We start from the raw sequence: 20,511 nt of genomic DNA, 5'->3' as shown, positions 1-20,511 counted from the left end.
TATGGTGGGCCGGTCGCCAACCCGCCCACCAGAAAGCAAGGTCATGACGGAGCTGTCCCAGTTCGACGACGACGAGCGCGCCCTGATCCTGAACACGCCCGGGGTCGTCCTCAAGGGGACCGTGGTCTCCGACGGGTCCAAGAACGCCCTGGTGTTCCTCAAGGAGGTCACCGCTGGCGCGAAGGTCTTCAAAGAGGCCCGCAGGCACGAGAACCCCTTCGTGAAGTCCGTGGCCCAGACCCTCCGCGAACGCGACCCCGAGTCCTCCGAGGGCGAGCTCCCCGTGGACGACGTCGCCATGTCCGAGGCCCTCAAACTCGCCGCCGAGGTCGCCGACCTCCTCCGCCGCAAAGCGACCCCCGACGACACCGCGGCCTACACCGCCTGGCTCCTCCACCTCGCCACCGAGGTCGCAAGCGCCGTCAAGACCCGCAAGGGCGGCCTCTTCTCCAAGAAAGTCGCCGTCAACGACGGCGAGCAGATGTTCCTCGACGACCTGAAGCAGGCCCTCAACCCGTAGACCGACCCTGAAGGCCCGCACCTCGACAGGTGCGGGCCTTCGGCGTGTCACCACTCGATCGTGTGCGCATACTGCCAGGCGGTTTTCTCCGGGGTGGTGAAGCGGGACATGAAGAAGGGCATGAGGGCGTCTCGGAAGCGGGCGGCGAGGGGGCCCGCGGCCTTGGACTGGTTGGTGCGAGCGGCGGCGGCGATGACGCGTTCGACGCGGGCGCGGCGGCGGTGCTCGTACGCCTTGAACGCCTGGTCGACGGGGAGGTCGCGGAGGCAGCGGGCGAGTTCCACGGCGGACTCGGCGGCGAGGCTGGCGCCCTGGCCGGAGCTCGGGGAGGTGGCGTGGGCGGCGTCGCCGAGGAGGACGATGCGGCCCTTGGACCAGACGGGGACGTGCGGGAGGTCCTCCAGCGGCGAGGGCGGGATGAACCCGTCGGGCGTCACGTGGTCGAGGATGGTCATGGCGGGTCCGGCGTCGTCGGCGAAGGCGCCCCTCAGGCGGGCCATCCACTGGTTGAAGTCGGTGCCGCGGAGGTCGGCGTCGGCGAGGCGCTTGTAGGGCAGGTTCGCGAACCAGCCGGTGCTCTTGCCGTCCGAGAGGTACCCGAAGAAGGCGCGGCGGCCGAAGATCATGCGGAAGTCGCCGCCGGTGGGCTGGATGCCCGCGGGGCCGTCGATGTAGCCGCCGAGGCCGACCAGGCCGGTGTAGCGGGGCTTGACCGCGGGGTCGACGATGCCGCGGACGGCGGAGCGGATGCCGTCGGAGCCGATGAGGATGTCCGCTTCGGCGGTGGTGTGGTCGTCGAAGCGGGCGATGACGCTGTGACCGGTGTCCACGGCGCCCTCGAAGCGCTTGCCGTAGGTGATGGGGACGCCGTCCGCTTCGGCGCGGGCCTGGAGGATCTCGGAGAGGCGGCCGCGCGGGAGCGTCACGTGGCGGGGCAGGTCCGGGTCGGTGCCGATCTCGCCGAGCACCTTGCCCGAGCCTGAGGAGATGACCATGCGGGGGGTGGGGACGCCCGCGGCGGCGAGGTCGGCGTCCGCGCCGACGACGCTGAGGGCGTTCAGGCCGTTCGCGGCGAGGCCGAGGGGGCCGCCCCTGGAGCCGGTGCCGGGTCGGTACGCCTCGAAGACCTGGGCGTCGATCCCGGCCTTGCGCAGGGCCAGGGCGGCGACGGGGCCGCCGACGCCGCCGCCGATGACCAGTGCGGTCCGGGCCTTGCGGTGCTGTTCGTTCGTCATGCGGGGAGCGTAGGTCGCAATCGGCGCGGGCGGCGTCATCCTGGGGTAGCGTTCGGGATTCGACCGGGGTTGTATGGCGAATCCCCGCGGGACTCGGAATCCGCTCTTATAGTGAAACCGACTCACGTAGGGAGGGGTACTCGTGGACAAGTTCAACGAGATGAAGGACAAGGCCGGCGACATGGCCGACGACGCCAAGGACAAGGCCGAAGACCTGTACAACAAGGCCAAGGAGTCGCCGGTGGGCGACAAACTCGACGACGTCACGGACCAGGTCAAGGAGAAGGCCCAGGGCCTGATCTCGAAGTTCAAGGGCGACAAAGGCCCCGAGTGACTCCAGGCTCCCGTAGCGGGCCAGCCAGCTGCAAAGCGGCGGGCGGACCACCAGGTCCGCCCGCCGCTTTCGTGCTGTCTCTAACTAGCGCCGCTTGCGCTTCTTGTTGTTGCCCGGCCGGGACTGCGAGGTCCGGTTGGCACCGGACCTGGCCGCGCCCCCGGAGGCGCCGCTGCCGGACTTGACGGGCTCCTCCAGCAGCTCCAGCGGGAGGTCGTCGATCTTGGCGAGCTCCAGGCGGTCGTCGTCCTCGTCGTCGTCCGCGGCCTTGCGGGCGGGCTTCTCGGACTTCTCGGCGTCGTCCTCGCCGCGGCCGCGGGCCGAGGAGACCTTCTTGTTGTGGCGCTGGACGGCGGCGCTGCGCTCGGCCAGGTCCACCACCCACGGGGCGGCCAGGAAGATCGAGGAGTACGCGCCGACGATCATGCCGACGAACAGCACCAGCGCGAGGTCCTTCAGCGTGCCGACGCCGAGGATGCCCACGCCGACGAACAGCAGCGCCGCCACCGGCAGGACGCCGATGATGGAGGTGTTGATCGAGCGCATGAGCGTCTGGTTGACCGCGTCGTTGACGGCCTCGGCGAAGGTCTGGTTGCGCGACTTGAGCAGCTGCGCGGTGTTCTCCTGGACCTTGTCGAAGACGACGACGGTGTCGTAGATCGAGTACCCGAGGATCGTCAGGAGGCCGACGATCGTGGAGGGCGTGATCTCGAAGCCGACGAGCGAGTAGATGCCCACGGTGATGATGACGTCGTGCGCGAGCGCGCCCAGCGAGGCGATGGCCATGCGCCGCTCGTACCTGATCCAGATGAAGGCCGAGACCAGCACCAGGAACACGATGAGCGCGATGAGCGCCTGCTTGGACACGGCCGCGCCCCAGGTCGCGGAGACCTCGGAGACGGAGATCGAGTCGGCCCCGACGCCCGCCTCGGCGGCCATGGCGTCGCGGATGGCCGTCGACTGGCCGTCCTCCAGCTCGCCGACGCGGATGATGTAGGACCGGCCGTCGCCGCTGCCGGCGACCTGCCCGGTGCCGATGTCGGCGCCCGCGGACTCGGCCGCGCTCTCGACGTCCTCAAGGGACGCCGAGGTGGACGCGGCGGGGACGGCGTACTGAACGCCGCCCGCGAAGTCGATGCCGAGGACGAAGCCCTTGAAGACCATCACGACCGCGAGGGCGGCGATGACGATCGCTGAGGCGAGGTAGAACCGCTTGCGGTTGGCGATGAACTGGAAGTTCGTCTCGCCGCGGTAGAGCTGGCTGAGGACGTTCGGCCGCTTCTCGGTCTGCTTGGTGCTCATCGGTCCTTAGCCTTTCGCGGCCGCGTCGCCGGTGGCCGGGGCGGTCTTGGTGTGCAGGCCGGAGAGGGCCTGGCTGTTGAGGACCCTCCCGCGCGAGAGCCATTCGGCGATCGGGTGGGTGAAGAGGAAGACGATCATGACGTCGACGATCGTGGAGATGCCGAGCGAGAACGCGAACGCGCGGACCGGGCCGATGGCCAGGATGTACAGCACGACCGCGGAGATCATCGAGATGGCGTTCGCCGACATGATCGTGCGGCGGGCGCGGACCCACGCGCGCGGGATCGCCGAGCGGGCCGAGCGGCCCCCAGCCATCTCCTCCTTGATTCTCTCGAAGTACACGATGAAGGAGTCGGCGGTGATGCCGATCGAGACCACGAAGCCCGCGACGCCCGCGAGGGTGAGCGTCAGGCCCACCTGGGAGCCCAGGAGCGCGATCGCCGGGTAGAGCACCGCGGAGGCCACGAGGAGCGAGCCGAGGACCACGAAGCCCATGAGCCGGTAGTAGACCATCGAGTACAGGAACACCAGGATCAGGCCCAGGAGCATGGCGATCATGCCCGCTTCGAGCTGGTCCACACCGAGGGTCGCGGTGACCTCGTTGACGGTCTCGACGACGAACGTCGTCGGCAGCGAGCCGAAGTTGAGCTGGTCGGCCAGCTGGTTCGCCTCGTCGGCGGAGAAGTCGCCCGAGATCTGCGTGGAGTTGCTCGACGCCTCGTTGATCGTCGGCGCGGACACGACCTCGTTGTCGAGGACGATCGCGACCTGCGAGCCGACGTTCTCGGTGGTGAGCGTGCCCCACGCCTGCGCGCCGGTGGACGAGAACTGCACGTTGACGACGAACATGTTCGGGTTCGCCTGGTCGGTGCCGACGTCCGCCTGCGTGACGTCCGAGCCGAGCACGGTGGCCGGCTGGAGCAGGTACTTGTAGGCGACCTTCAGGTCCGGGTCGTCCTGCGAGTACGGCTCGGGGGCCGAGCACGCCACGACCTCGATGTCCGCCTGCTGGACGGCGCCCGGCGGGCGGTTGTCCAGCTGGGTGCAGGTGATCTGGGGGACGAAGAACTGGACGTTCGCCGGGAGCAGCGAGACCTCTTCGGGGGTGAGCTCACCGAACGGCTCCAGGAGCGCCATGGTCGCCTCGTCCGCGGGGGCCGCGGTGAGTGCCTGCGCGGTCGCGGCCGCATCGGCGCCGACCTTCTCCCACACGTCGTCGAGCGTCACGTCCGCGTCGTCCGTGGTCGGCGCCTGGCCCTGGCCGGACGCGTCATCGGAGGTGGTCTCCTCGGTGGGGGTCTCGGAGGCGTCGTCGGTCGGCGTCTCACTGGACTCGGCGGTGGGCGTCTCGGACGCGGTGTCGGACGGGTCCTCGCTCGGGGACTCCTCGGCGAGGGCCTCCTCAAGCGCGGAGGTGTCCATCGTCGAGTTGGTGACGATGCGGAACCGCAGCTCCGCGGGGGCGCCGACGTCGCGGAGCGCCTCCTCGTCGATGTCGTCGCCCGCGACGTTCACCACGATGTTCTCGTTGCCCTCGACGAACACCTCGGGCTCGGAGACGCCCGTGGAGTTGACGCGGCTCTCGATGATCTGGCGGGCCTGCTCCATGGTCTCGGCCGAGGGCGGCTCGTCCGTGCCCTGCTGGTACGCCGTGAGCGTCATGGAGAGCCCGCCCTGGAGGTCGAGCCCCAGTTTCGGAGTGGGGAACTTCCACCCGGAACCCGCCAGCGCGGACACCCACAGGATCGCGAGCACGGCGATCAGCGCCACGAAGTACGGGGCGACTGCCAGGCGCTTGCGCTGGATCTTCTTCCGTGGGCGGTCAGCGCCCGTTACTGAAGCCAATGGTCGGTCTCTTCCTCAGAACTCGGACAGGGGCGGGCGCGAAGCGACCGCGCAGACGGTGGCGGGCGCCGGTCCGCGGGGCGGACCGGAGGGAGTGGGCTCGCACACGCACCTTCGGCGGGGCTCATTCTAGGACGGGTGCCTCAAAGGGCATGCAGGGCCTAGTACTCCTTGCGGTCGGAGTTCCCGGTGTGCTTGTCGCCGTCGGTCTTCTCGTCGCCGTTGGCGAGCTTCTCCAGGTCCTCGTCGGAGAGGGTGGCCTCTTCTTCGGAGACGGTCTCCTCGGCGGTCTCGGCCTCGGTCTCGGCGGGGGTGACGACCTTGGCGACGGCCTGGCGGGCGAAGACGAGGAAGGTGTCGTCGCTGGCCTCGATGGTGATGGTCTCGTCGTCGGAGTCGACGACGGTGCCGTAGAGGCCGCCGATGGTCATGACGCGGGCACCGGGCTGGACGTTGGACTGCATGTCCTGCTGCTCGCGCTGGCGCTTGCGCTGGGGGCGGATCATCACGAAGTACATGAGCGCGATGAAGCCGACGATCATGATCAGGAACATGATGTTGGAGCCGCCGGCGCTTTCCTGAGCGAGGACGTCTGCGGTTGCGAGCACGGTGGTGCCTTTCGTCGTGGTGGTCACGGTCTGGGAGGGTGGCGTGCGCGGAGTCTATCCAATACGTGGTGTCGCCCCGTCTCCACGGCCCACCCTACGCGTCGCCGGTCCGGAACAGCCCGTCGGCGCTCGGTGGCTGGAGGCCGAGGTGCTGCCAGGCCGCGGCGGTGGCGACGCGGCCGCGTGGGGTGCGGGCGAGGAGTCCGGCGCGCACGAGGAACGGCTCGCAGACCTCTTCGACGGTGTCGGGCTGCTCCCCCACGGCGACGGCGAGGGTCTTGGGGCCGACGGGGCCGCCGTTGAAGGTCTGGACGAGGGCGCGGAGGACGGCGCGGTCGAGGCGGTCGAGGCCGAGGGAGTCGACGTCGTAGAGGTGGAGCGCGTCGACGGCGACGGTCTCGGTGATGGTGCCTGCGGCACGGACCTGCGCGAAGTCGCGGACGCGGCGCAGGAGGCGGTTGGCGATGCGGGGTGTGCCGCGGGAGCGCCCGGCGATCTGGACGGCGCCTTCGTCGGTGATGCCGACGTCGAGGATGGCGGCGGAGCGGTGGACGATCGCTTCGAGCTCGTCCTCGGAGTAGAACTCCAGCTGGCCGAGGAAGCCGAAGCGGTCGCGGAGCGGACCGGTGAGGAGTCCGGCGCGGGTGGTGGCGCCGACGAGCGTGAACGGTTCGAGTTCGAGGGGGATGGCGGTGGCGCCGGGGCCCTTGCCGACGACGACGTCGACGCGGTAGTCCTCCATGGCGGTGTAGAGGAGTTCTTCGGCGGGGCGGGCCATGCGGTGGATCTCGTCGATGAAGAGGACTTCGCGGGGTTCGAGGCTGGTGAGGATCGCGGCGAGGTCGCCGGAGCGTTCGAGGGCGGGCCCGGAGGTCTGGCGGAGGCTGACGCCGAGTTCGGCGGCGATGATCATGGAGAGGGTGGTCTTGCCGAGGCCGGGCGGGCCGGACAGGAGGATGTGGTCGGGCGGGGTGCCGCGGTGGCGGGCGCCTTCGAGGATGAGGCCGATCTGCTCGCGGACGCGGCCCTGGCCGATGATCTCGTCGAGCTTGCCGGGGCGGATGCCCGCTTCGGCCTTGCGTTCGAGCTCGGTGGCCTCGGCGGCGGTGAGGGCCCGGTCCCACTCTTCGGTGGTGACGTCGATGTCGAAGTCGTCTTCCATGCGCTACCGCTTCCCGAGGAGTCGGATGGCCTGCTTGAGGAGGGTGGGGACGTCCTGGCCGTCGGCGCCTTCGGCGTCGAGCTGCTCGATGGCGGTCTCCGCTTCCTTCGCGGTCCAGCCGAGGGCCTGGAGGCCCTGGCTGACCTGGGTGCGCCAGCCGCCGGGGCGGCCGCCGGTCTGCTTGGGGACGCCGTGGAGGTCGACGGGGCCGATCTTGTCGGCGAGGTCGAGGACGATCCGCTCGGCGCTCTTCTTGCCGACGCCGGGGATGCGGGAGAGCGTGGTGGTGTCGGCGGTGGCGATGGCGTGGCGGATGACGTCGGGGCGCAGGGCCTCGATGGCGTCGCGGGCGATGCGCGGGCCGATCTTCTGGGCGCCCTGGAGCAGCTCGAACAGGTCGCGTTCCTCGGCGGTGTTGAAGCCGTGCAGGGTGATCGAGTCCTCGCGGACGATCGTGGAGATCGCCAGGACCGCCTCGGAGCCGACCTTGAGGTTGGCGAGGGTGTGGGCGCCCGCGTGGACGGCGTAGCCGACGCCGTTGACGTCGACGACGGCGTAGGCTTCGCCGACGGCGGCGATGGTGCCGGTGAGCTGGGCGATCATCGGTTGCGCTCCTTCGCTGCGGCGACGGCGGCGGCCTGCGAGGCGGCGGCCTGGGCGATGCGGGCCTTGACGCCGCCCCTCCACAAGTGGCAGACGGCGATGGCGAGGGCGTCGGCCGCGTCGGCGGGCTTCGGCGCCTCTTTGAGGCGGAGGATGCGGGTGACCATGGTGGTGACCTGGCGCTTGTCGGCGGTGCCGTTGCCGCACACGGCGTTCTTGACCTCGGAGGGCGTGTACGTGGCGGTGGGGAGGCCGAGGCGGGCGGCGGCGAGGAGCGCGATGCCGGACGCCTGTGCGGTGCCGATGACGCTGGCGACGTTGTGCTGGCTGAAGACCCGCTCGACGGCGACGGCTTCAGGCTGGTGCTCGTCGAGGAGGGCGCGGAGGCCGTCGTCGAGGGCGAGGAGGCGGTCGGCAAGGCCCGCTTCGGGATCGGTGCGGACCACGTCGACGGCGATCATGGTGCCGGGCGCTCCCGGCCGCCCTTCGACGACCCCGACGCCGCAGCGGGTCAGGCCCGGGTCGATCCCCATGACGCGCACGCGCTCCTCCTGTCGCTCAGTTTGCGTCAGCTTATCCGGCCGGTCCGACGTCCGGGTGCAAGCGCCGCCGCGGGCGGTGTTCGAGGCGACCTGGAGCGACACCGGATGGTCGGGAATCGGACTGGTGGCCTTGCCCATAAACCACTTGCCGGTCGGCAGGTCACGTGATTTCGTTGTAGTCGGCCGGTAGCACCGCATCCGCCCCCCATCGGCGCAACGAGGCGACCGCGGGCCCGGCCGTCCTTCCTCCGCAATGACGAACCACTGGTTGGGAACAACTGTGTCTGCTGCCGCCTTCATGCCGCCCGTCGCCGCCGACGGCCACTCCCGACGCTTCATAGCCACGATGGTGTTCGTCCTCGGCGCCCTGTCCGCGACCGCGCCGATCGCCATCGACCTGTACCTCCCGGCCTTCCCCGCGATGGCCGACGCGCTCGGCACCCCCGAGAGCCGCATCCAGCTCACCCTGACCGCCATGATGATCGGCATGGGCGTGGGCCAGGCCGTCGTCGGCCCGCTCTCCGACCGGTTCGGGCGCCGCAAGCCGCTCCTCATCGGCATGTCGGTGTTCACGCTCGTGTCGCTGCTGTGCGCGGTCGCCACGAGCGCCGACCTGCTCATCGCGCTGCGCTTCGTGCAGGGCCTGTCCGGCGCCGCCGGGGTCGTGGTGGCCCGCGCGGTCATCCGGGACCACTTCGCCGGGGACGACATGACCCGGTTCACGGCCAAGATGATGTTCGTCACGATGCTCGCGCCGATGCTCGGCCCGATCGTCGGCGCCCAGCTCATCCGCTTCGGCCCGTGGCCGCTCATCTTCTACTTCATGGCCGCGCTGTCGGCCCTGTCGACGTTCCTGGTGTGGAAGTACCTGCCCGAGAGCCTCCCCGCGGAGGACCGGCGCTCGATGACGGCGCGCGAGTTCGGGTCGACCGTGGTGACGCTGGTGCGCGACGCGCACTTCATCGCGCCCACGATCGCGGTGCTCATGAACTTCTCGATGCTGTTCACGTACGTGTCGACGTTCAGCTTCATCTCGCAGAACGAGCTCGGGGCCTCCCCCGGGTTCTACTCCCTGCTGTTCGCAGTCGGCACGCTCGCGCTCCTGGCGGGCAACCAGGCGAACATGCTCATGATCGACCGCTCCAAGTCGTCCAGCCGCATGATCACCGGCATGGCGATCTCGCTGGCGGGCGTCACGTTCCTGTCCGTGGTGCAGCTGGCGGGCGCGGCGAACCTGTGGACCGTCCCGGCCGGGATCGTCCTGATGATGCTCGGCTGCGGCGTGGTGTTCCCGAACGCGGGCGCCGCGGCGATGTCCTCGCAGCCGCCGCAGATCGCCGGGACCGCCTCGGCGTTCATGGGCGCGACCCAGATGGCCGCGGGCGGCGTCCTCCCGGCTCTCGTCACCGTCGGCGGCGTGACGCTCGCGAGCATGACGTTCGGCGTCGCGGTGTACGCGATCGCGACGGCGGCCGCGGTGGCGTGGACGATCGTCGTCTACCGTCGCGACCCGGTCCCCGGGATCGTCTAGGAGACATGCGGAAGGGGCCCGGAGCGTTCGCTCCGGGCCCCTTCTCGTGCTGCTGCTAGTCCTCGTCGAGCTTCGCGAGGATGTCGTCGGAGATGTCGGCGTTGGTCCACACGTTCTGGACCTCGTCGGAGTCCTCCAGCGCGTCCACGACGCGGATGACCTTGCGCGCGCCCTCGACGTCGACCTCGATGTTCACGGAGGGCTGGAACCCGGCCTCGGCCGAGTCGTAGTCGATCCCGGCGTCCTGGAGGGCGGTGCGGACCGCGACCAGGTCGGTGGGCTCGCAGAGGATCTCGAAGCCGTCCTCGCCGAGGCCGTTGACCTCGTCGGCGCCCGCGTCGAGGACCGCCATGAGGAGGTCGTCCTCGGTGAGGCCGTCGGCGGCGGGGACCAGGATGACCCCGCGGCGGGAGAACATGTAGGCGACCGAGCCGGCCTCGCCAAGGGAGCCGCCGTTGCGGGTCAGGGCCACGCGGACCTCGGCCGCGGCGCGGTTGCGGTTGTCGGTGAGGCACTCGATGAGGACCGCGACGCCGCCGGGGGCGTACCCCTCGTACATGAGGGTCTCGTAGTCGACGCCGGCGCCGTCGAGCCCGCCGCCGCGCTTGACGGCGCGGTCGATGTTGTCGTTGGGGACCGAGCTCTTCTTGGCCTTCTGGATCGCGTCGTAGAGCGTCGGGTTACCGGTGGGGTCGGCACCGCCGGTACGCGCCGCGACCTCGATGTTCTTGATCAGCTTCGCGAAGATCTTGCCCCGCTTGGCGTCGATCGCGGCCTTCTTGTGCTTGGTCGTCGCCCACTTGGAGTGACCACTCATCCCGGCGTTCCTCGTTCCTCTTGCTCGTCCGGTCCGGCGCTCAGCCTCGGACCATGTCCACGAAGTACTGGTGCACCCGCGCGTCGGGGGTCACCTCCGGGTGGAAGGAGGTGGCCAGGCAGGCGCCCGCACGTACCGCGACGATCCTACCGCCCGGCCCGTCGCCTTCTGTTCGACCGCTGTCCACCCGGGCCAGCACCTCGACCCCGTCGCCGACCCGCTCGACCCACGGCGCGCGGATGAACACGGCCCTGAACGGGCCGCCGTCCACGCCGTCGATCCCGATCTCCGTCTCGAACGAGTCGACCTGGCGTCCGAAGGCGTTGCGGCGCACCGTCATCGGGATGACCCCGAAGGAGCGCTGGTCGGGGCGGCCGTCGAGGACCTCCTCGGCGAGCATGATCATGCCCGCGCACGACCCGAACACCGGGAGCCCGGAGTCGAGGCGCTTCTTCACGGGGTCGAACATGTCGAAGATGTCGAGGAGCTTGCTCATGGTGGTGGACTCCCCGCCGGGGATCACCAGGCCGTCGACCGCGTCGAGCTCGGCGGGCCGCCGCACCGGCGCGGCCTCGGCCCCCGCGGCCTCCAGGGCGCGCATGTGGTCCACCACGTCGCCCTGCAGGGCGAGCACGCCGATCCGGGGCACGGTCATCAGAGAACTCCAAAACTAGGCGGCGTCGGGCCGTTCCAGCGTAATCGCGGCCGGGCGGGGCGCCTACCTGGCGGATCGGCGCTGTGACCGAAACCGGCCTGACCACGGTCAGGGGGTAACGATCCGTTAAAGTCACCGATCGAACGTGACGCACCCCTTCATGCCCGGGAGTAAGCAAATGGCGAAGACCTCGAAGCGCAACCCGATGCCCCGCTCGGTGCGGGCCGCGCGGAACACGATGTGGCTGGAGGCGGCGCTCGCCCTCGTCGCCGGCGGCCTCATCGTGCTCCTGCACCACACCGCGAAGGAGTTCGTGCCGCCCGCCGCCGAGCACGACGTCTACCGCGGCGCGGTCGGCCTCGGCGCCCTCGCGGTGTTCCTGCTGCTCTCGACGCTGCTGCTGCGCTTCCAGTGGCGCATCCTGTGGATCCTGAACCTGCTCGTCCAGGTCGCCGCGCTCGCCGGGCTCGGCTGGCTGCTGTTCACCAGCGGACTGTACTGGGCGCTGTGCATCGGGCTCGCCATCGTGCCGATTACGATTCTGGGAACGCTTACCGAGCGCTTCGCCCGCCGGTGGTTCAACCACTAGGGCGCCGTCCGATCCCCGTCTGAGAGGCACGAGATGCTCCCCCAACCGAACTTCGGCCGCGACCGCGATCCAGGCAAGGGCGCGCCCGAGCCAGAGGGGGACGACCCGAACGCGAAGCCCAGGAAGCTGCTGCGCCTCCAGATCGCGCTGTGGGTCGAGGTCGTCAGCGCCGTGATCGCGGGGAACATCCTCGCGTTCTACACGTTCTCGCTGCGCTCGGCCTCGGTCGCGGAGCTGACGGACGTGTACGAGAACTCCGGCATGGACCTCGACCAGACCCCGGCCGAGACCGCCCAGGCCGCGCACGATTTCTACCAGTCGACGAACTTCCTCGCCTCGAACCTGGTCATCGCGGGCTTCGCGCTCGTGGCCGCGATCGTCGCCGCGATGTGCGCGATCCGCCTCAAGTCCCGCCAGAAGGCCGTCCGCTGGTGGGCCGTGGGCGCCACCGCGGTCCTGTTCATCGTCGGCATGTTCATGTCCACGATCTTCGGCCTCTACGTGGCGCCGTGGGTGTTCGCCGCGATCCTGGCCCTGTGGTGGCTGTTCTCCGCCGACATCCGCTACTGGATGGACGGCAGCGCGGCCCCGGTGGAGCCGCGCCGCAGGAAGAGGGCCGAAGCGGACGAGACCGCGGACGAGGACTAGTTCGCGGCGTCGTCGCCGTTCCCGTGCTTCGAGATGTAGTCGATGAAGGCGGCCCGGGCCAGCGGCTCGGCGCCGCCCCAGTCGCCCTTCGTGGCCTCGCGCCAGATCCCCACCAGGTCGTCGATGGCCACGCCGATCTCCGCCACGTCGGGGTCGAGGTCCTCGGATTCGAGGGCGGTCGGGGTGTGCCGGAACAGGTCGATGAAGAACCGCCAGTCGTGGCGGTCGCGGGCCAGCGCGAAGGCGCGGCGCTGGAGGTCGGGAGTGTCGTACTGGTCCAGCTCGGTTGCGTTCATGGCACAAGGGTAGGCGTGTCGGAGCCGGATCGGAGGCGGTCCGGTTCTTAGGATCTGCGGATGCGCAAACTCGCGGTCGGCGCCCTCGGCGCCGCAGCCTTCGCGGTGATGAGTCCCGCTCCCGCACATGCCGAACCGATCCCCGTGGACCCGGGCATCGGCAGCGGCGTCGACACCGGCTTCCTGTACCTGGAGATCGCCCCCGAGGACGGTGCGACCGAGCGCGGGGTGCTGTCGTGCCCCGGCGGGCAGGGGCACTCGCGCGGCGAGGAGGCGTGCATCCAGCTCACCGCGGTGGACGGCGAGATCGAGGCGCTCGAAGCGGCCGACGGCATGTGCAACAAGGTGTACGCGCCGGTGACGCTCAAGGGCTTCGGGCTGTGGGACGGCCGGTTCACGTACTACGAGGAGACGTTCGCGAACCAGTGCGAGGGGGTCCTCGCCACGGGCGGGACGGTCTTCGACATCGTCGAGTACTAAAGCGGCGCAAAGGGCCCGGAGCGGAATGCTCCGGGCCCTTTCGCTTGCGGGCTACCAGCCGCGCTTGGCGAGCTTCTGCTCCTCGGAGAGCGTGTCGACGTTGATGCCGACCATGGCCTCGCCGAGGCCGCGGGAGACCTCGGCGATGATCTTCGGGTCGTCGTGGAAGGCGGTGGCCTTGACGATGGCGGCGGCGCGCTTGGCCGGGTCGCCGGACTTGAAGATGCCGGAGCCGACGAAGACGCCTTCGGCGCCGAGCTGCATCATCATGGCCGCGTCGGCGGGGGTGGCGATGCCGCCGGCGGTGAAGAGCACGACCGGGAGCTTCCCGAGCTTCGCGACCTCGGCGACGAGCTCGTAGGGGGCGCGGAGCTCCTTCGCGGCGGCGTACAGCTCGGTGGAGTCGAGGTTGGTGAGCCTGCCGATGTCCTGGCGGATCTGGCGCATGTGGCGGGTCGCCTCGACCACGTTGCCGGTGCCGGCCTCGCCCTTGGAGCGGATCATGGCCGCGCCTTCGGCGATGCGGCGCAGGGCCTCGCCGAGGTTGGTCGCGCCGCACACGAACGGCACGTTGTACTTCCACTTGTCGATGTGGTTGGCCTCGTCGGCGGGGGTGAGGACCTCGGACTCGTCGACGTAGTCGACGCCGAGGGACTCCAGGACGGCGGCTTCGGTGAAGTGGCCGATGCGGGCCTTCGCCATGACCGGGATCGAGACGGCCTCGATGATGCCGTCGATCATGTCGGGGTCGGACATGCGGGAGACGCCGCCCTCGGCGCGGATGTCCGCGGGGACGCGTTCGAGCGCCATGACCGCGACGGCCCCGGCGTCCTCGGCGATCCTGGCCTGCTCGGGGGTGACGACGTCCATGATGACGCCGCCTTTCAGCATGTCGGCCATGCCGCGCTTGACGCGGGCGGTCCCGACCTCGGCCTCGGTCTTCTGGGTCTCTGACACGGTCACCGGCTCCATCTGTACGTCCACGGGCTTCAGGGGTGCTGACCTGCCCGATTCTACGCCGCGACCCGTCTCACAGGCCCCTTGATACAAACCGGCCGCGGAGACGGGGGTCATTTCACGGGGTCGTCGATGTCCCAGTACTGGGGCCGCGGGAGGCGGAGGTGGAGGCGCAGCACGACCGCGACGGGCAGGGACCGGGAGGCGACGGCGTCGCGCACGAAGTCGGTGTGGATCTGGCGGGCGAGGGCCACGCGGCGGTTGGCGGATTCGAGGTCGTCGGTCCAGACGGGGTCCGCGGCGAGGTCGCGCAGGGCCCGGGTGAGGTCGTTCTCGGCGTACTCGCGCAGTTCGCGCTGGCGCTGGGTGTCGGCGGGGACGGCGACGACGGAGAGGGCGAGGGCCACGACCTCCTCGAAGCCGGGGTTGCCGACGAAGCGGAGGACGGTCTCGGCGCGGTCGTCGAGCTTGGTGAGGAGCGCGGTCTCGGCGGCGCGGGCGCGGCGGTGGAGACGCTCGACCCGCGCGACCGTCCAGGTCGCGTACGCTCCTGCGACGGCCGCGATCGTCACGAGCACGGCCAACCACCACATCGGGATCATCGTACGGGCATACGGCTTGGCGGGCGGGCCGGGATCACCTGCGGCGTTCCACGCCCGCTTCGATGGCGGCGCGGTAGACCTCCAGGAGCCGGGCGGCGACCTCGGGCCAGTCGTACCGCTTGACCCACTCGTTCGCACGCTCCACATAGGCGCTGCGGCGGTCGGGTTCGTCGAGGAGGCGGGCGGCCTTGGCGGCGAGGTCGGCGGCGTCGCCGACGGCGAACAGCTCCCCCGCGCGGCCGTCGTCCAGGACCGAGGAGAACGCCTCGATGTCGCTGGCGAGGACGCAGGTGCCCGCGGCCATGGCCTCGGTGAGGATCATGCCGAAGGACTCGCCGCCGGTGTTGGGGGCGACGTACAGGTCGACGCCGGCGAGCATCGACGCCTTCTCCTCGTCGGAGACGGCGCCGAGGAAGCGGATGCGGGAGGCGATCTCGGGGTCGAGCCCGGCGACGGCCGCTTCGGGGTCGCCGCGGCCGACGACGAGGAGGTGGAGGTCGGGGCGGTCGGCGGCGAGGCGGGCGAAGGCGTCGCGGAGGATCGGGAAGCCCTTGCGGGGCTCGGTGAAGCGGCCCATGAACCCGATGGTGGGGCCGTCGGGCTTGTCGGCGAGGGGCGCGGCCTTGCGGTAGAAGGCGACGGGGACGCCGTTGGGGATCTCGACGGCGCCGCCGCCGAGGTGCTCGACCTGGACCTTCCTGGCGTAGGGGCTGACGGCGATGCGCGCGGAGAGGTTCTCCAGGACCAGCTGGGCCATGTGCTTCCCGGCGGCGAGGATGCGCGAGCGGGTCATCGCGGTGTGGAACGTGGCGACCACGGGGCAGCGGGCGTTGAGGACCGCGAGGCACGCGAGGCTCGGGGTGAGCGGCTCGTGGACGTGGATGACGTCGAAGCCGCCCTCGTTGCACCACTTGCGGACCCGGGCCGCCGAGCGGGGGCCGAAGGCGAGGCGCGCGATGGACCCGTTGTAGGGGACGGCGACGGCCTTCCCGCCGGGGACGACGAAGTCGGGGAGGCCCGCGGTCTCGGTGGCGGGCGCGAGGACGGACACGTCGTGCCCGGCGTCGATGAGGGTCTCGGCGAGGTCGCGGATGTGGAACTGGACGCCGCCGGGGACGTCGAAGGAGTACGGGCTGACGATCCCGATCCTCAGGGGCCCCATCAGGGCCTCGGCGCGAAGTCGGCGGTCCAGAACCGCTGGAGCATGTGCCAGTCGGCGGGGTGGGCGCGGATGCCCTCCTCGAACGCGTCGGCCAGCCGCTGGGTGGTGGACGCCAGGCGCTCCCGGAGGGGCCCGGTGCCGGTGTCGACGGGGCCGGAGATGTGGCAGACGGCCCGGTCGTCCTCGTAGTGGATGGCGGCGGTGAACAGCTCGACGCGGTTGCGGATCGCCAGGAGCGCCGGACCGGACGGGAACGTGGTCGCCTCGCCGAAGAACTTCACCTCGGTGCCCGAGCGGCCCAGGTCGCGGTCGGCGACGAGGGCCACCACGTGCCCGGCGTCCAGTGCCTCCCCAAGGGCCGCTTGGGGGTTGCGGTCGCCGCCGGCGGTCGGGATGATGCGCATCCCGAGGGACTCGCGGTATTCGAGGAACTTCCGGTAGACCCCTTCGGGCTTGAGGCGCTCGGCGACGGTGGTGAGCGGGTCGCCGGAGATGCGCGGCACCCAGGCCCCGGCGAGGTCCCAGTTCCCGCAGTGCGGCAGGGCCACGATCGAGCCGAGGCCCTGCTCGGAGCGTTCGTGGACGCGCTCGAAGCCGTTCATCTCGAACCGGCGCAGCAGGTGCTCGTCGCTCATCGACGGGAGGCGGAACGCCTCGATCCAGTAGCGGGCGTACGAGCGCATCGCGTCCCGGATCAGGTCGTCGCCCGGTTCGCCGCCGACGACGCGGGCGAGGTTCCTGCGCAGCTGCTGCACGCCGCGGCCGTTCTTGCGCGCGGCGCGGTCGGCGAAGCGGCGGCTCAGGCCGTACGCCGCGGACTCGGGCATGAGCCGCACCCCGCGCCAGGCCGCCAGGTAGGCCAGCTCGGTGAGGCGCTCAGGCATCGACGCGCTCCTCGCTCGCGGCGAGGAGCGCGTGCGCCTGGACGAACCGCTGCACCACCGTGACCGTGGAGAGCACGGCGAGCAGGCCCAGGCCCGCTTCGAGCGCGAACGGCACGCCGATCACCTCGACGAGGACGGCGAGACCGGCGATGATGAGCCGCTCGGGGCGCTCGGCGATGCCGACGTCGACGCGCGCGCCGAGGTTCCCCGCGGCGGCCTTGACGTAGGACACGAGCTGCCCGGCGACCAGCGCCGTCAGCGCCAGCGCGGCCCCGAGGAAGCGGCCCTCGGCGAGCAGGAAGTAGGCGAGGCCCGCGAAGATCGCGCCGTCCGCGAGGCGGTCGCACGTCGAGTCGAGGAGCGCGCCGAAGCGGCTGGTGGTGCCCTTGACGCGGGCGATGGCGCCGTCGAGCATGTCGGTGAACACGGACAGGCCGACGACGATCAGGCCCGCGAGCAGGTGCCCCTGGGACAGGAGCAGGACGGCGGCGGCGACCACGATCGCGGTCCCGGTGACGGTGACGGCGTTGGCGGACACGCCGACGCGGATGAGGAGCCTCGCGGCGGCGTCGACGTAGCGGCGCACGCCCGCTCGGCCGGAGGTCCGAAGGAACTTCGCCATGGTCTCCTGTGTTTCTCGGCAGCGCCCAAGTGGGTGTTCGGGCAAGTGGGTGCGGCGCCCGCTCCGGCCGGCCGGAGCGGGGCTGTGCCTTTGACTCTAACCGTGCCCGGCCGGTCACACCCGCTCCCATGCGGCCGCCAGTTGCGCCCGGGTGTCGGAGAGGTACTGCGGGAGGGTCTTGGTGCGGCCGATGATCGGCATGAAGTTCGCGTCCCCGCCCCAGCGCGGGACGACGTGCTGGTGGAGGTGCCCGGCGATCCCGGCGCCCGCGACCTGGCCCTGGTTCATGCCGATGTTGAAGCCGTGCGCGCCGAGCGCCGACCTCAGGACCGTCATGACCCGCTGGGTGAGCGCGCCCATCTCGGCGACCTCGTCGGCGTCGAGGTCGGTGTAGTCGGGGACGTGCCGGAACGGGACGACCATGACGTGCCCGGAGTTGTACGGGTACTTGTTGAGCACCACGAACATCGTCCGGCCGCGGGCCACGATGTTCCCCTCGGCGTCGTCGAGCTTGGCGATCTCGCAGAACGGGCAGCCCTCGATGTCCGCGTCCTCGCCGGTGGGCTTGCCCTCCCCCTGGATGTAGGCCATCCGGTGCGGCGTCCACAGCCGCTCGTACCCGTCGGGGACGCCTGGTCCTTCGCGCTGTTCCACGGGACGATCCTAGGCCACTCCGGTGGAAAGCGGTAACGCGACGAAACGCCCGGGACACTCCACCTCGGATAAGCTCCGATCGTGACGTTGCCCCAGCTGTACCTAGTCGTGCTCATCGGCTGCGTCACCGTGCTCGTGTCCATCGCGGCCATCCGCGCGACCCACCGGCTGGGCCTCCCGGCGCTCCTGGTGTTCCTCGGGGCGGGGATGGTCCTCGGCGAGGACGGGGTGGGCATCCCGTTCGAGGACTTCGAGCTCGCGCAGGTGCTCGGGACGTTCGCGCTGGCGCTCATCCTCATCGAGGGCGGCCTGTCGACCAGGTGGCGGGCGATCTCCGGGCAGCTCGCGCCCGCGTCGATGCTCGCGACGGTGGGCGTGGGCGTCTCGGTCACGGTGACCGCGCTGGGGGCGCACTACCTGCTGGGGTTCGCGTGGCAGACCGCGCTGGTGATGGGCGCGGTCGTCGCGTCCACCGATGCGGCGGCGGTGTTCTCGGAGCTGCGCGGCATCGGACTCCCCAAGCGGCTCAGCGGGACCCTGGAGGCGGAGTCGGGGTTCAACGACGCGCCCGCGGTGATCCTGGTCCTCGCGTTCTCGGCGGCGGAGGGGCTGCCGAGCACGTTCGAGCTGTTCGGGCTGCTGGTGTGGGAGCTGGCCGCGGGGTCGGTGATCGGCCTGGCGGTGGGCGCGGGCGGGGCGTGGCTGCTGCGGCGCCTCGCGCTCCCGGTGTCGGGCCTGTACCCGCTGGCCGTGTTCAGCCTCGGCATGGCGGCGTTCGCCGCCGCGGGATCGCTCCACGCGTCGGGGTTCATCGCCGCGTACCTGGCGGCGCTGGTCCTGGGGAACTCGCGGCTGCCGCACCGGGCCGCCACGCAGTCGTTCGCGAGCGGCCTCGGCTGGGTCGCGCAGCTCGGCATGTTCGTCATGCTCGGGCTCCTCGCGTCCCCGGAGAACCTGCTGCACATGCTCGTCCCGGCGCTGCTCCTCGGCGCGGTCCTGACGTTCGTCGCGCGGCCGGTGTCGGTGTGGCTCTCGCTCATCCCGTTCCGCTTCTCCGGCAGGGAGAAGGCGCTCCTGTCGTGGGCGGGCCTGCGCGGGGCCGTGCCCATCATCTTCGCCACGATCCCCCGCTCCGAGCACCTGCCCGGGTCGCAGTCGCTGTGGGACCTCGTGTTCATCCTGGTGGTCGTGTTCACGCTGTTCCAGGGCCCGACCCTGCCGTGGGTCGCGAAGCGCCTCGGCCTCGCCCAGTCCGGGGTCGTCCAGGAGGTGGACATCGAGACCGCGCCCCTCGACGCCGTGGACGGCGAGGTCCTCACCATCACCGTCCCCAAAGGATCGGGGCTCGCGGGCATCCGCATCTTCGAGCTGCGCCTCCCCGACGGCTCCGCCATCGCCGGGGTCGTGCGCGTCGACCGCCTCTTCGTCCCCGCCAAGGCCGACCGCCTCCGCTCCGGCGACCAGCTCATCGTCGTCACCACCCCGAAGCTCCGCGAGGCCACCGAGCAGCGCCTCACCGCCCTCGCCCGTGCGGGCCGCCTCGCCCGCTGGCTCGGCGAGACCGGCCGCGACTGATCACGCGCCGCACTCGCAGCGGCCGTCGCAGTGGTCGCGCAGGCTGTGAGCGTCGTGCCAGAGGTGGTTGAAGCGGTCGCGCAGCGGCCCGGCGGCGAGGTTGCGGGAGTTGACGTGCAGCGCCCAGAACTCGTCCTCCGCGCCCGACAGGACGAAGTAGAACTCCTCGTCGTCGATGAGGATCATGCTGTAGGAGTCCGTGTTGTGCATCGGCATCCAGGTCAGGACCTTCGCGAGGTAGTTGAAGCCGCCCGCCTCGGCGGCCTCGACGTACTCCAGCTGCTGCTCGCCGAAGCGGCGCCCGGTGGTCATCGGCTCGGCGGCCGTGCCGTTGGACATGATGCGGCGGAACACGTGCCGCGAGTCGCCGCGCGCCCACTCGAAGCAGGCTTCCAGGTGCCGCTCGAACTCCGCGCGCGGCGCCTTCTCCCGGAACTGGCGGATGTAGCTGACCCACACCGACTCCCGGGCGCGGGCCACCGAGCCGCGCACGTCGGCGTAGAAGTCGGTGTCGTTGCGGTAGATGCGGGCGTTGTTGGAGCCGAAGTGGCGGATCTCGTCGCGGAGCCGGTCGACGTCGTCGAAGCGGCGGCGCATCTGGTCGACCGCGGCCAGCGCGAACGCGTTCGCGGCCAGCAGCAGCGGCACCGCGACCGCGAGGCTGAAGAACAGCTGGTTGAGGAGCGCGGCCACCGCGACGACCGGGATGCCCGCGATCAGGCCGAAGTAGAGGACCCTCCGGGTCCACCGCGACATCAGCCTCCCGAAGTCGACGTTCATCGCACTCCCCTTCCGGCAGTAGAGGACGGGACGCCGCGGACCGGTCGGGTACGGGACGTCATCACTCAGCGTGCCAGAGTCCGCGCCGCAGAGTGAGCGGGCGAGGAC

24 protein-coding genes are annotated in these 20,511 nt (G+C 70.8%); 7 read left to right on the top strand and 17 right to left on the bottom strand.

Annotated elements, in window-relative coordinates; genetic code table 11:
• Positions 1 to 43 precede the first annotated feature (43 nt).
• Complete coding sequence (locus tag AB0A65_RS09780; RefSeq protein WP_359949119.1) at positions 44 to 520, top strand: hypothetical protein; 477 nt, start codon at positions 44 to 46, stop codon at positions 518 to 520.
• Between the two features lie 47 nt (positions 521 to 567).
• Here AB0A65_RS09780 and AB0A65_RS09775 read toward each other — a convergent pair whose 3' ends face one another.
• Entirely contained in the window at positions 568 to 1,755 is a 1,188-nt protein-coding gene (locus AB0A65_RS09775) for an FAD-dependent monooxygenase (RefSeq protein ID WP_359949117.1), read from the bottom strand.
• 142 nt (positions 1,756 to 1,897) lie between these two features.
• Here AB0A65_RS09775 and AB0A65_RS09770 point away from each other — a divergent pair, with 142 nt between their 5' ends.
• Positions 1,898 to 2,089, top strand: a complete 192-nt coding sequence (locus tag AB0A65_RS09770; protein WP_106365423.1) for a YtxH domain-containing protein — start codon at positions 1,898 to 1,900, stop codon at positions 2,087 to 2,089.
• A gap of 84 nt (positions 2,090 to 2,173) precedes the next feature.
• Here AB0A65_RS09770 and secF read toward each other — a convergent pair whose 3' ends face one another.
• The 6 genes from secF to ruvC form a co-directional block, all read right to left on the bottom strand.
• A complete protein-coding gene (secF, locus tag AB0A65_RS09765) occupies positions 2,174 to 3,391 on the bottom strand; it encodes a protein translocase subunit SecF (protein ID WP_359949113.1) in 1,218 nt (405 codons plus the stop codon).
• Between the two features lie 6 nt (positions 3,392 to 3,397).
• Positions 3,398 to 5,236, bottom strand: coding sequence for a protein translocase subunit SecD (gene secD, locus AB0A65_RS09760; RefSeq protein ID WP_359949110.1), 1,839 nt, complete (start codon positions 5,234 to 5,236; stop codon positions 3,398 to 3,400).
• Between the two features lie 161 nt (positions 5,237 to 5,397).
• Positions 5,398 to 5,871 (bottom strand): preprotein translocase subunit YajC, encoded by a 474-nt coding sequence (gene yajC / locus AB0A65_RS09755; RefSeq protein WP_359949107.1) that lies wholly within the window; start codon positions 5,869 to 5,871, stop codon positions 5,398 to 5,400.
• 67 nt (positions 5,872 to 5,938) lie between these two features.
• Positions 5,939 to 7,006, bottom strand: a complete 1,068-nt coding sequence (gene ruvB, locus AB0A65_RS09750) for a Holliday junction branch migration DNA helicase RuvB (protein WP_359949104.1) — start codon at positions 7,004 to 7,006, stop codon at positions 5,939 to 5,941.
• Positions 7,007 to 7,009: 3 nt separating this feature from the next.
• Positions 7,010 to 7,609 (bottom strand): Holliday junction branch migration protein RuvA, encoded by a 600-nt coding sequence (gene ruvA / locus AB0A65_RS09745; RefSeq protein WP_359949101.1) that lies wholly within the window; start codon positions 7,607 to 7,609, stop codon positions 7,010 to 7,012.
• Entirely contained in the window at positions 7,606 to 8,151 is a 546-nt protein-coding gene (ruvC, locus tag AB0A65_RS09740; protein ID WP_359949098.1) for a crossover junction endodeoxyribonuclease RuvC, read from the bottom strand. Before ruvC ends, ruvA begins: the two co-directional genes overlap by 4 nt.
• A gap of 280 nt (positions 8,152 to 8,431) precedes the next feature.
• Here ruvC and AB0A65_RS09735 point away from each other — a divergent pair, with 280 nt between their 5' ends.
• Positions 8,432 to 9,682: a multidrug effflux MFS transporter gene (locus AB0A65_RS09735; RefSeq protein WP_359949095.1), complete on the top strand. Its 1,251-nt coding sequence runs from the start codon at positions 8,432 to 8,434 to the stop codon at positions 9,680 to 9,682.
• A 55-nt stretch (positions 9,683 to 9,737) separates the two neighbouring features.
• Here the strand turns inward: AB0A65_RS09735 and AB0A65_RS09730 are convergent, their stop codons facing one another.
• Together AB0A65_RS09730 and pdxT are read right to left on the bottom strand one after the other, a co-directional pair.
• A complete protein-coding gene (locus AB0A65_RS09730; RefSeq protein ID WP_359949092.1) occupies positions 9,738 to 10,499 on the bottom strand; it encodes a YebC/PmpR family DNA-binding transcriptional regulator in 762 nt (253 codons plus the stop codon).
• 40 nt (positions 10,500 to 10,539) lie between these two features.
• The gene (pdxT, locus tag AB0A65_RS09725) at positions 10,540 to 11,154 is read right to left on the bottom strand and encodes a pyridoxal 5'-phosphate synthase glutaminase subunit PdxT (RefSeq protein ID WP_359949090.1); all 615 of its coding nucleotides are present in this window, start codon (positions 11,152 to 11,154) and stop codon (positions 10,540 to 10,542) included.
• 178 nt (positions 11,155 to 11,332) lie between these two features.
• Between pdxT and AB0A65_RS09720 the strand changes: the two genes are divergently transcribed.
• Positions 11,333 to 11,743 carry a hypothetical protein gene (locus AB0A65_RS09720; RefSeq protein WP_359949087.1) on the top strand — a complete coding sequence of 137 codons (411 nt, stop codon included), beginning with the start codon at positions 11,333 to 11,335 and terminating at the stop codon, positions 11,741 to 11,743.
• Positions 11,744 to 11,776: 33 nt separating this feature from the next.
• On the top strand, positions 11,777 to 12,391 hold the full coding sequence (locus AB0A65_RS09715) for a hypothetical protein (RefSeq protein WP_359949084.1): 615 nt from the start codon (positions 11,777 to 11,779) through the stop codon (positions 12,389 to 12,391).
• Here AB0A65_RS09715 and AB0A65_RS09710 read toward each other — a convergent pair.
• Entirely contained in the window at positions 12,388 to 12,687 is a 300-nt protein-coding gene (locus tag AB0A65_RS09710; RefSeq protein WP_359949081.1) for a hypothetical protein, read from the bottom strand. The two genes, AB0A65_RS09715 and AB0A65_RS09710, sit on opposite strands and share 4 nt — an antisense overlap.
• A gap of 60 nt (positions 12,688 to 12,747) precedes the next feature.
• On the opposite strand from AB0A65_RS09710, the gene AB0A65_RS09705 reads away from it, so the two are divergent.
• Positions 12,748 to 13,167, top strand: a complete 420-nt coding sequence (locus AB0A65_RS09705; protein ID WP_359949078.1) for an SSI family serine proteinase inhibitor — start codon at positions 12,748 to 12,750, stop codon at positions 13,165 to 13,167.
• A 51-nt stretch (positions 13,168 to 13,218) separates the two neighbouring features.
• Here the strand turns inward: AB0A65_RS09705 and pdxS are convergent, their stop codons facing one another.
• The 6 genes from pdxS to AB0A65_RS09675 form a co-directional block, all read right to left on the bottom strand.
• Positions 13,219 to 14,139, bottom strand: a complete 921-nt coding sequence (gene pdxS / locus AB0A65_RS09700) for a pyridoxal 5'-phosphate synthase lyase subunit PdxS (RefSeq protein ID WP_359950063.1) — start codon at positions 14,137 to 14,139, stop codon at positions 13,219 to 13,221.
• Between the two features lie 98 nt (positions 14,140 to 14,237).
• Positions 14,238 to 14,717, bottom strand: a complete 480-nt coding sequence (locus AB0A65_RS09695; RefSeq protein ID WP_359949075.1) for a hypothetical protein — start codon at positions 14,715 to 14,717, stop codon at positions 14,238 to 14,240.
• A gap of 43 nt (positions 14,718 to 14,760) precedes the next feature.
• A complete protein-coding gene (locus AB0A65_RS09690; RefSeq protein ID WP_359950060.1) occupies positions 14,761 to 15,879 on the bottom strand; it encodes a glycosyltransferase family 4 protein in 1,119 nt (372 codons plus the stop codon).
• 8 nt (positions 15,880 to 15,887) lie between these two features.
• Positions 15,888 to 16,772 carry a phosphatidylinositol mannoside acyltransferase gene (locus tag AB0A65_RS09685; RefSeq protein WP_359949073.1) on the bottom strand — a complete coding sequence of 295 codons (885 nt, stop codon included), beginning with the start codon at positions 16,770 to 16,772 and terminating at the stop codon, positions 15,888 to 15,890.
• Complete coding sequence (gene pgsA, locus AB0A65_RS09680; protein WP_359949070.1) at positions 16,765 to 17,394, bottom strand: phosphatidylinositol phosphate synthase; 630 nt, start codon at positions 17,392 to 17,394, stop codon at positions 16,765 to 16,767. The genes AB0A65_RS09685 and pgsA overlap by 8 nt, the downstream gene beginning before the upstream one ends.
• Positions 17,395 to 17,508: 114 nt before the next feature.
• Positions 17,509 to 18,048, bottom strand: coding sequence for an HIT domain-containing protein (locus tag AB0A65_RS09675; RefSeq protein WP_359949068.1), 540 nt, complete (start codon positions 18,046 to 18,048; stop codon positions 17,509 to 17,511).
• Between the two features lie 81 nt (positions 18,049 to 18,129).
• On the opposite strand from AB0A65_RS09675, the gene AB0A65_RS09670 reads away from it, so the two are divergent.
• Positions 18,130 to 19,623, top strand: coding sequence for a potassium/proton antiporter (locus AB0A65_RS09670; protein ID WP_359949065.1), 1,494 nt, complete (start codon positions 18,130 to 18,132; stop codon positions 19,621 to 19,623).
• Here AB0A65_RS09670 and AB0A65_RS09665 read toward each other — a convergent pair whose 3' ends face one another.
• The gene (locus AB0A65_RS09665; RefSeq protein WP_359949062.1) at positions 19,624 to 20,403 is read right to left on the bottom strand and encodes a hypothetical protein; all 780 of its coding nucleotides are present in this window, start codon (positions 20,401 to 20,403) and stop codon (positions 19,624 to 19,626) included.
• Positions 20,404 to 20,511 lie beyond the last annotated feature (108 nt).

It is taken from the genome of Glycomyces sp. NPDC047010 (genome assembly GCF_040644205.1).
Classification (GTDB): domain Bacteria; phylum Actinomycetota; class Actinomycetes; order Mycobacteriales; family Micromonosporaceae; genus Glycomyces.
This window is presented reverse-complemented; position numbering and strand designations above follow the sequence as displayed.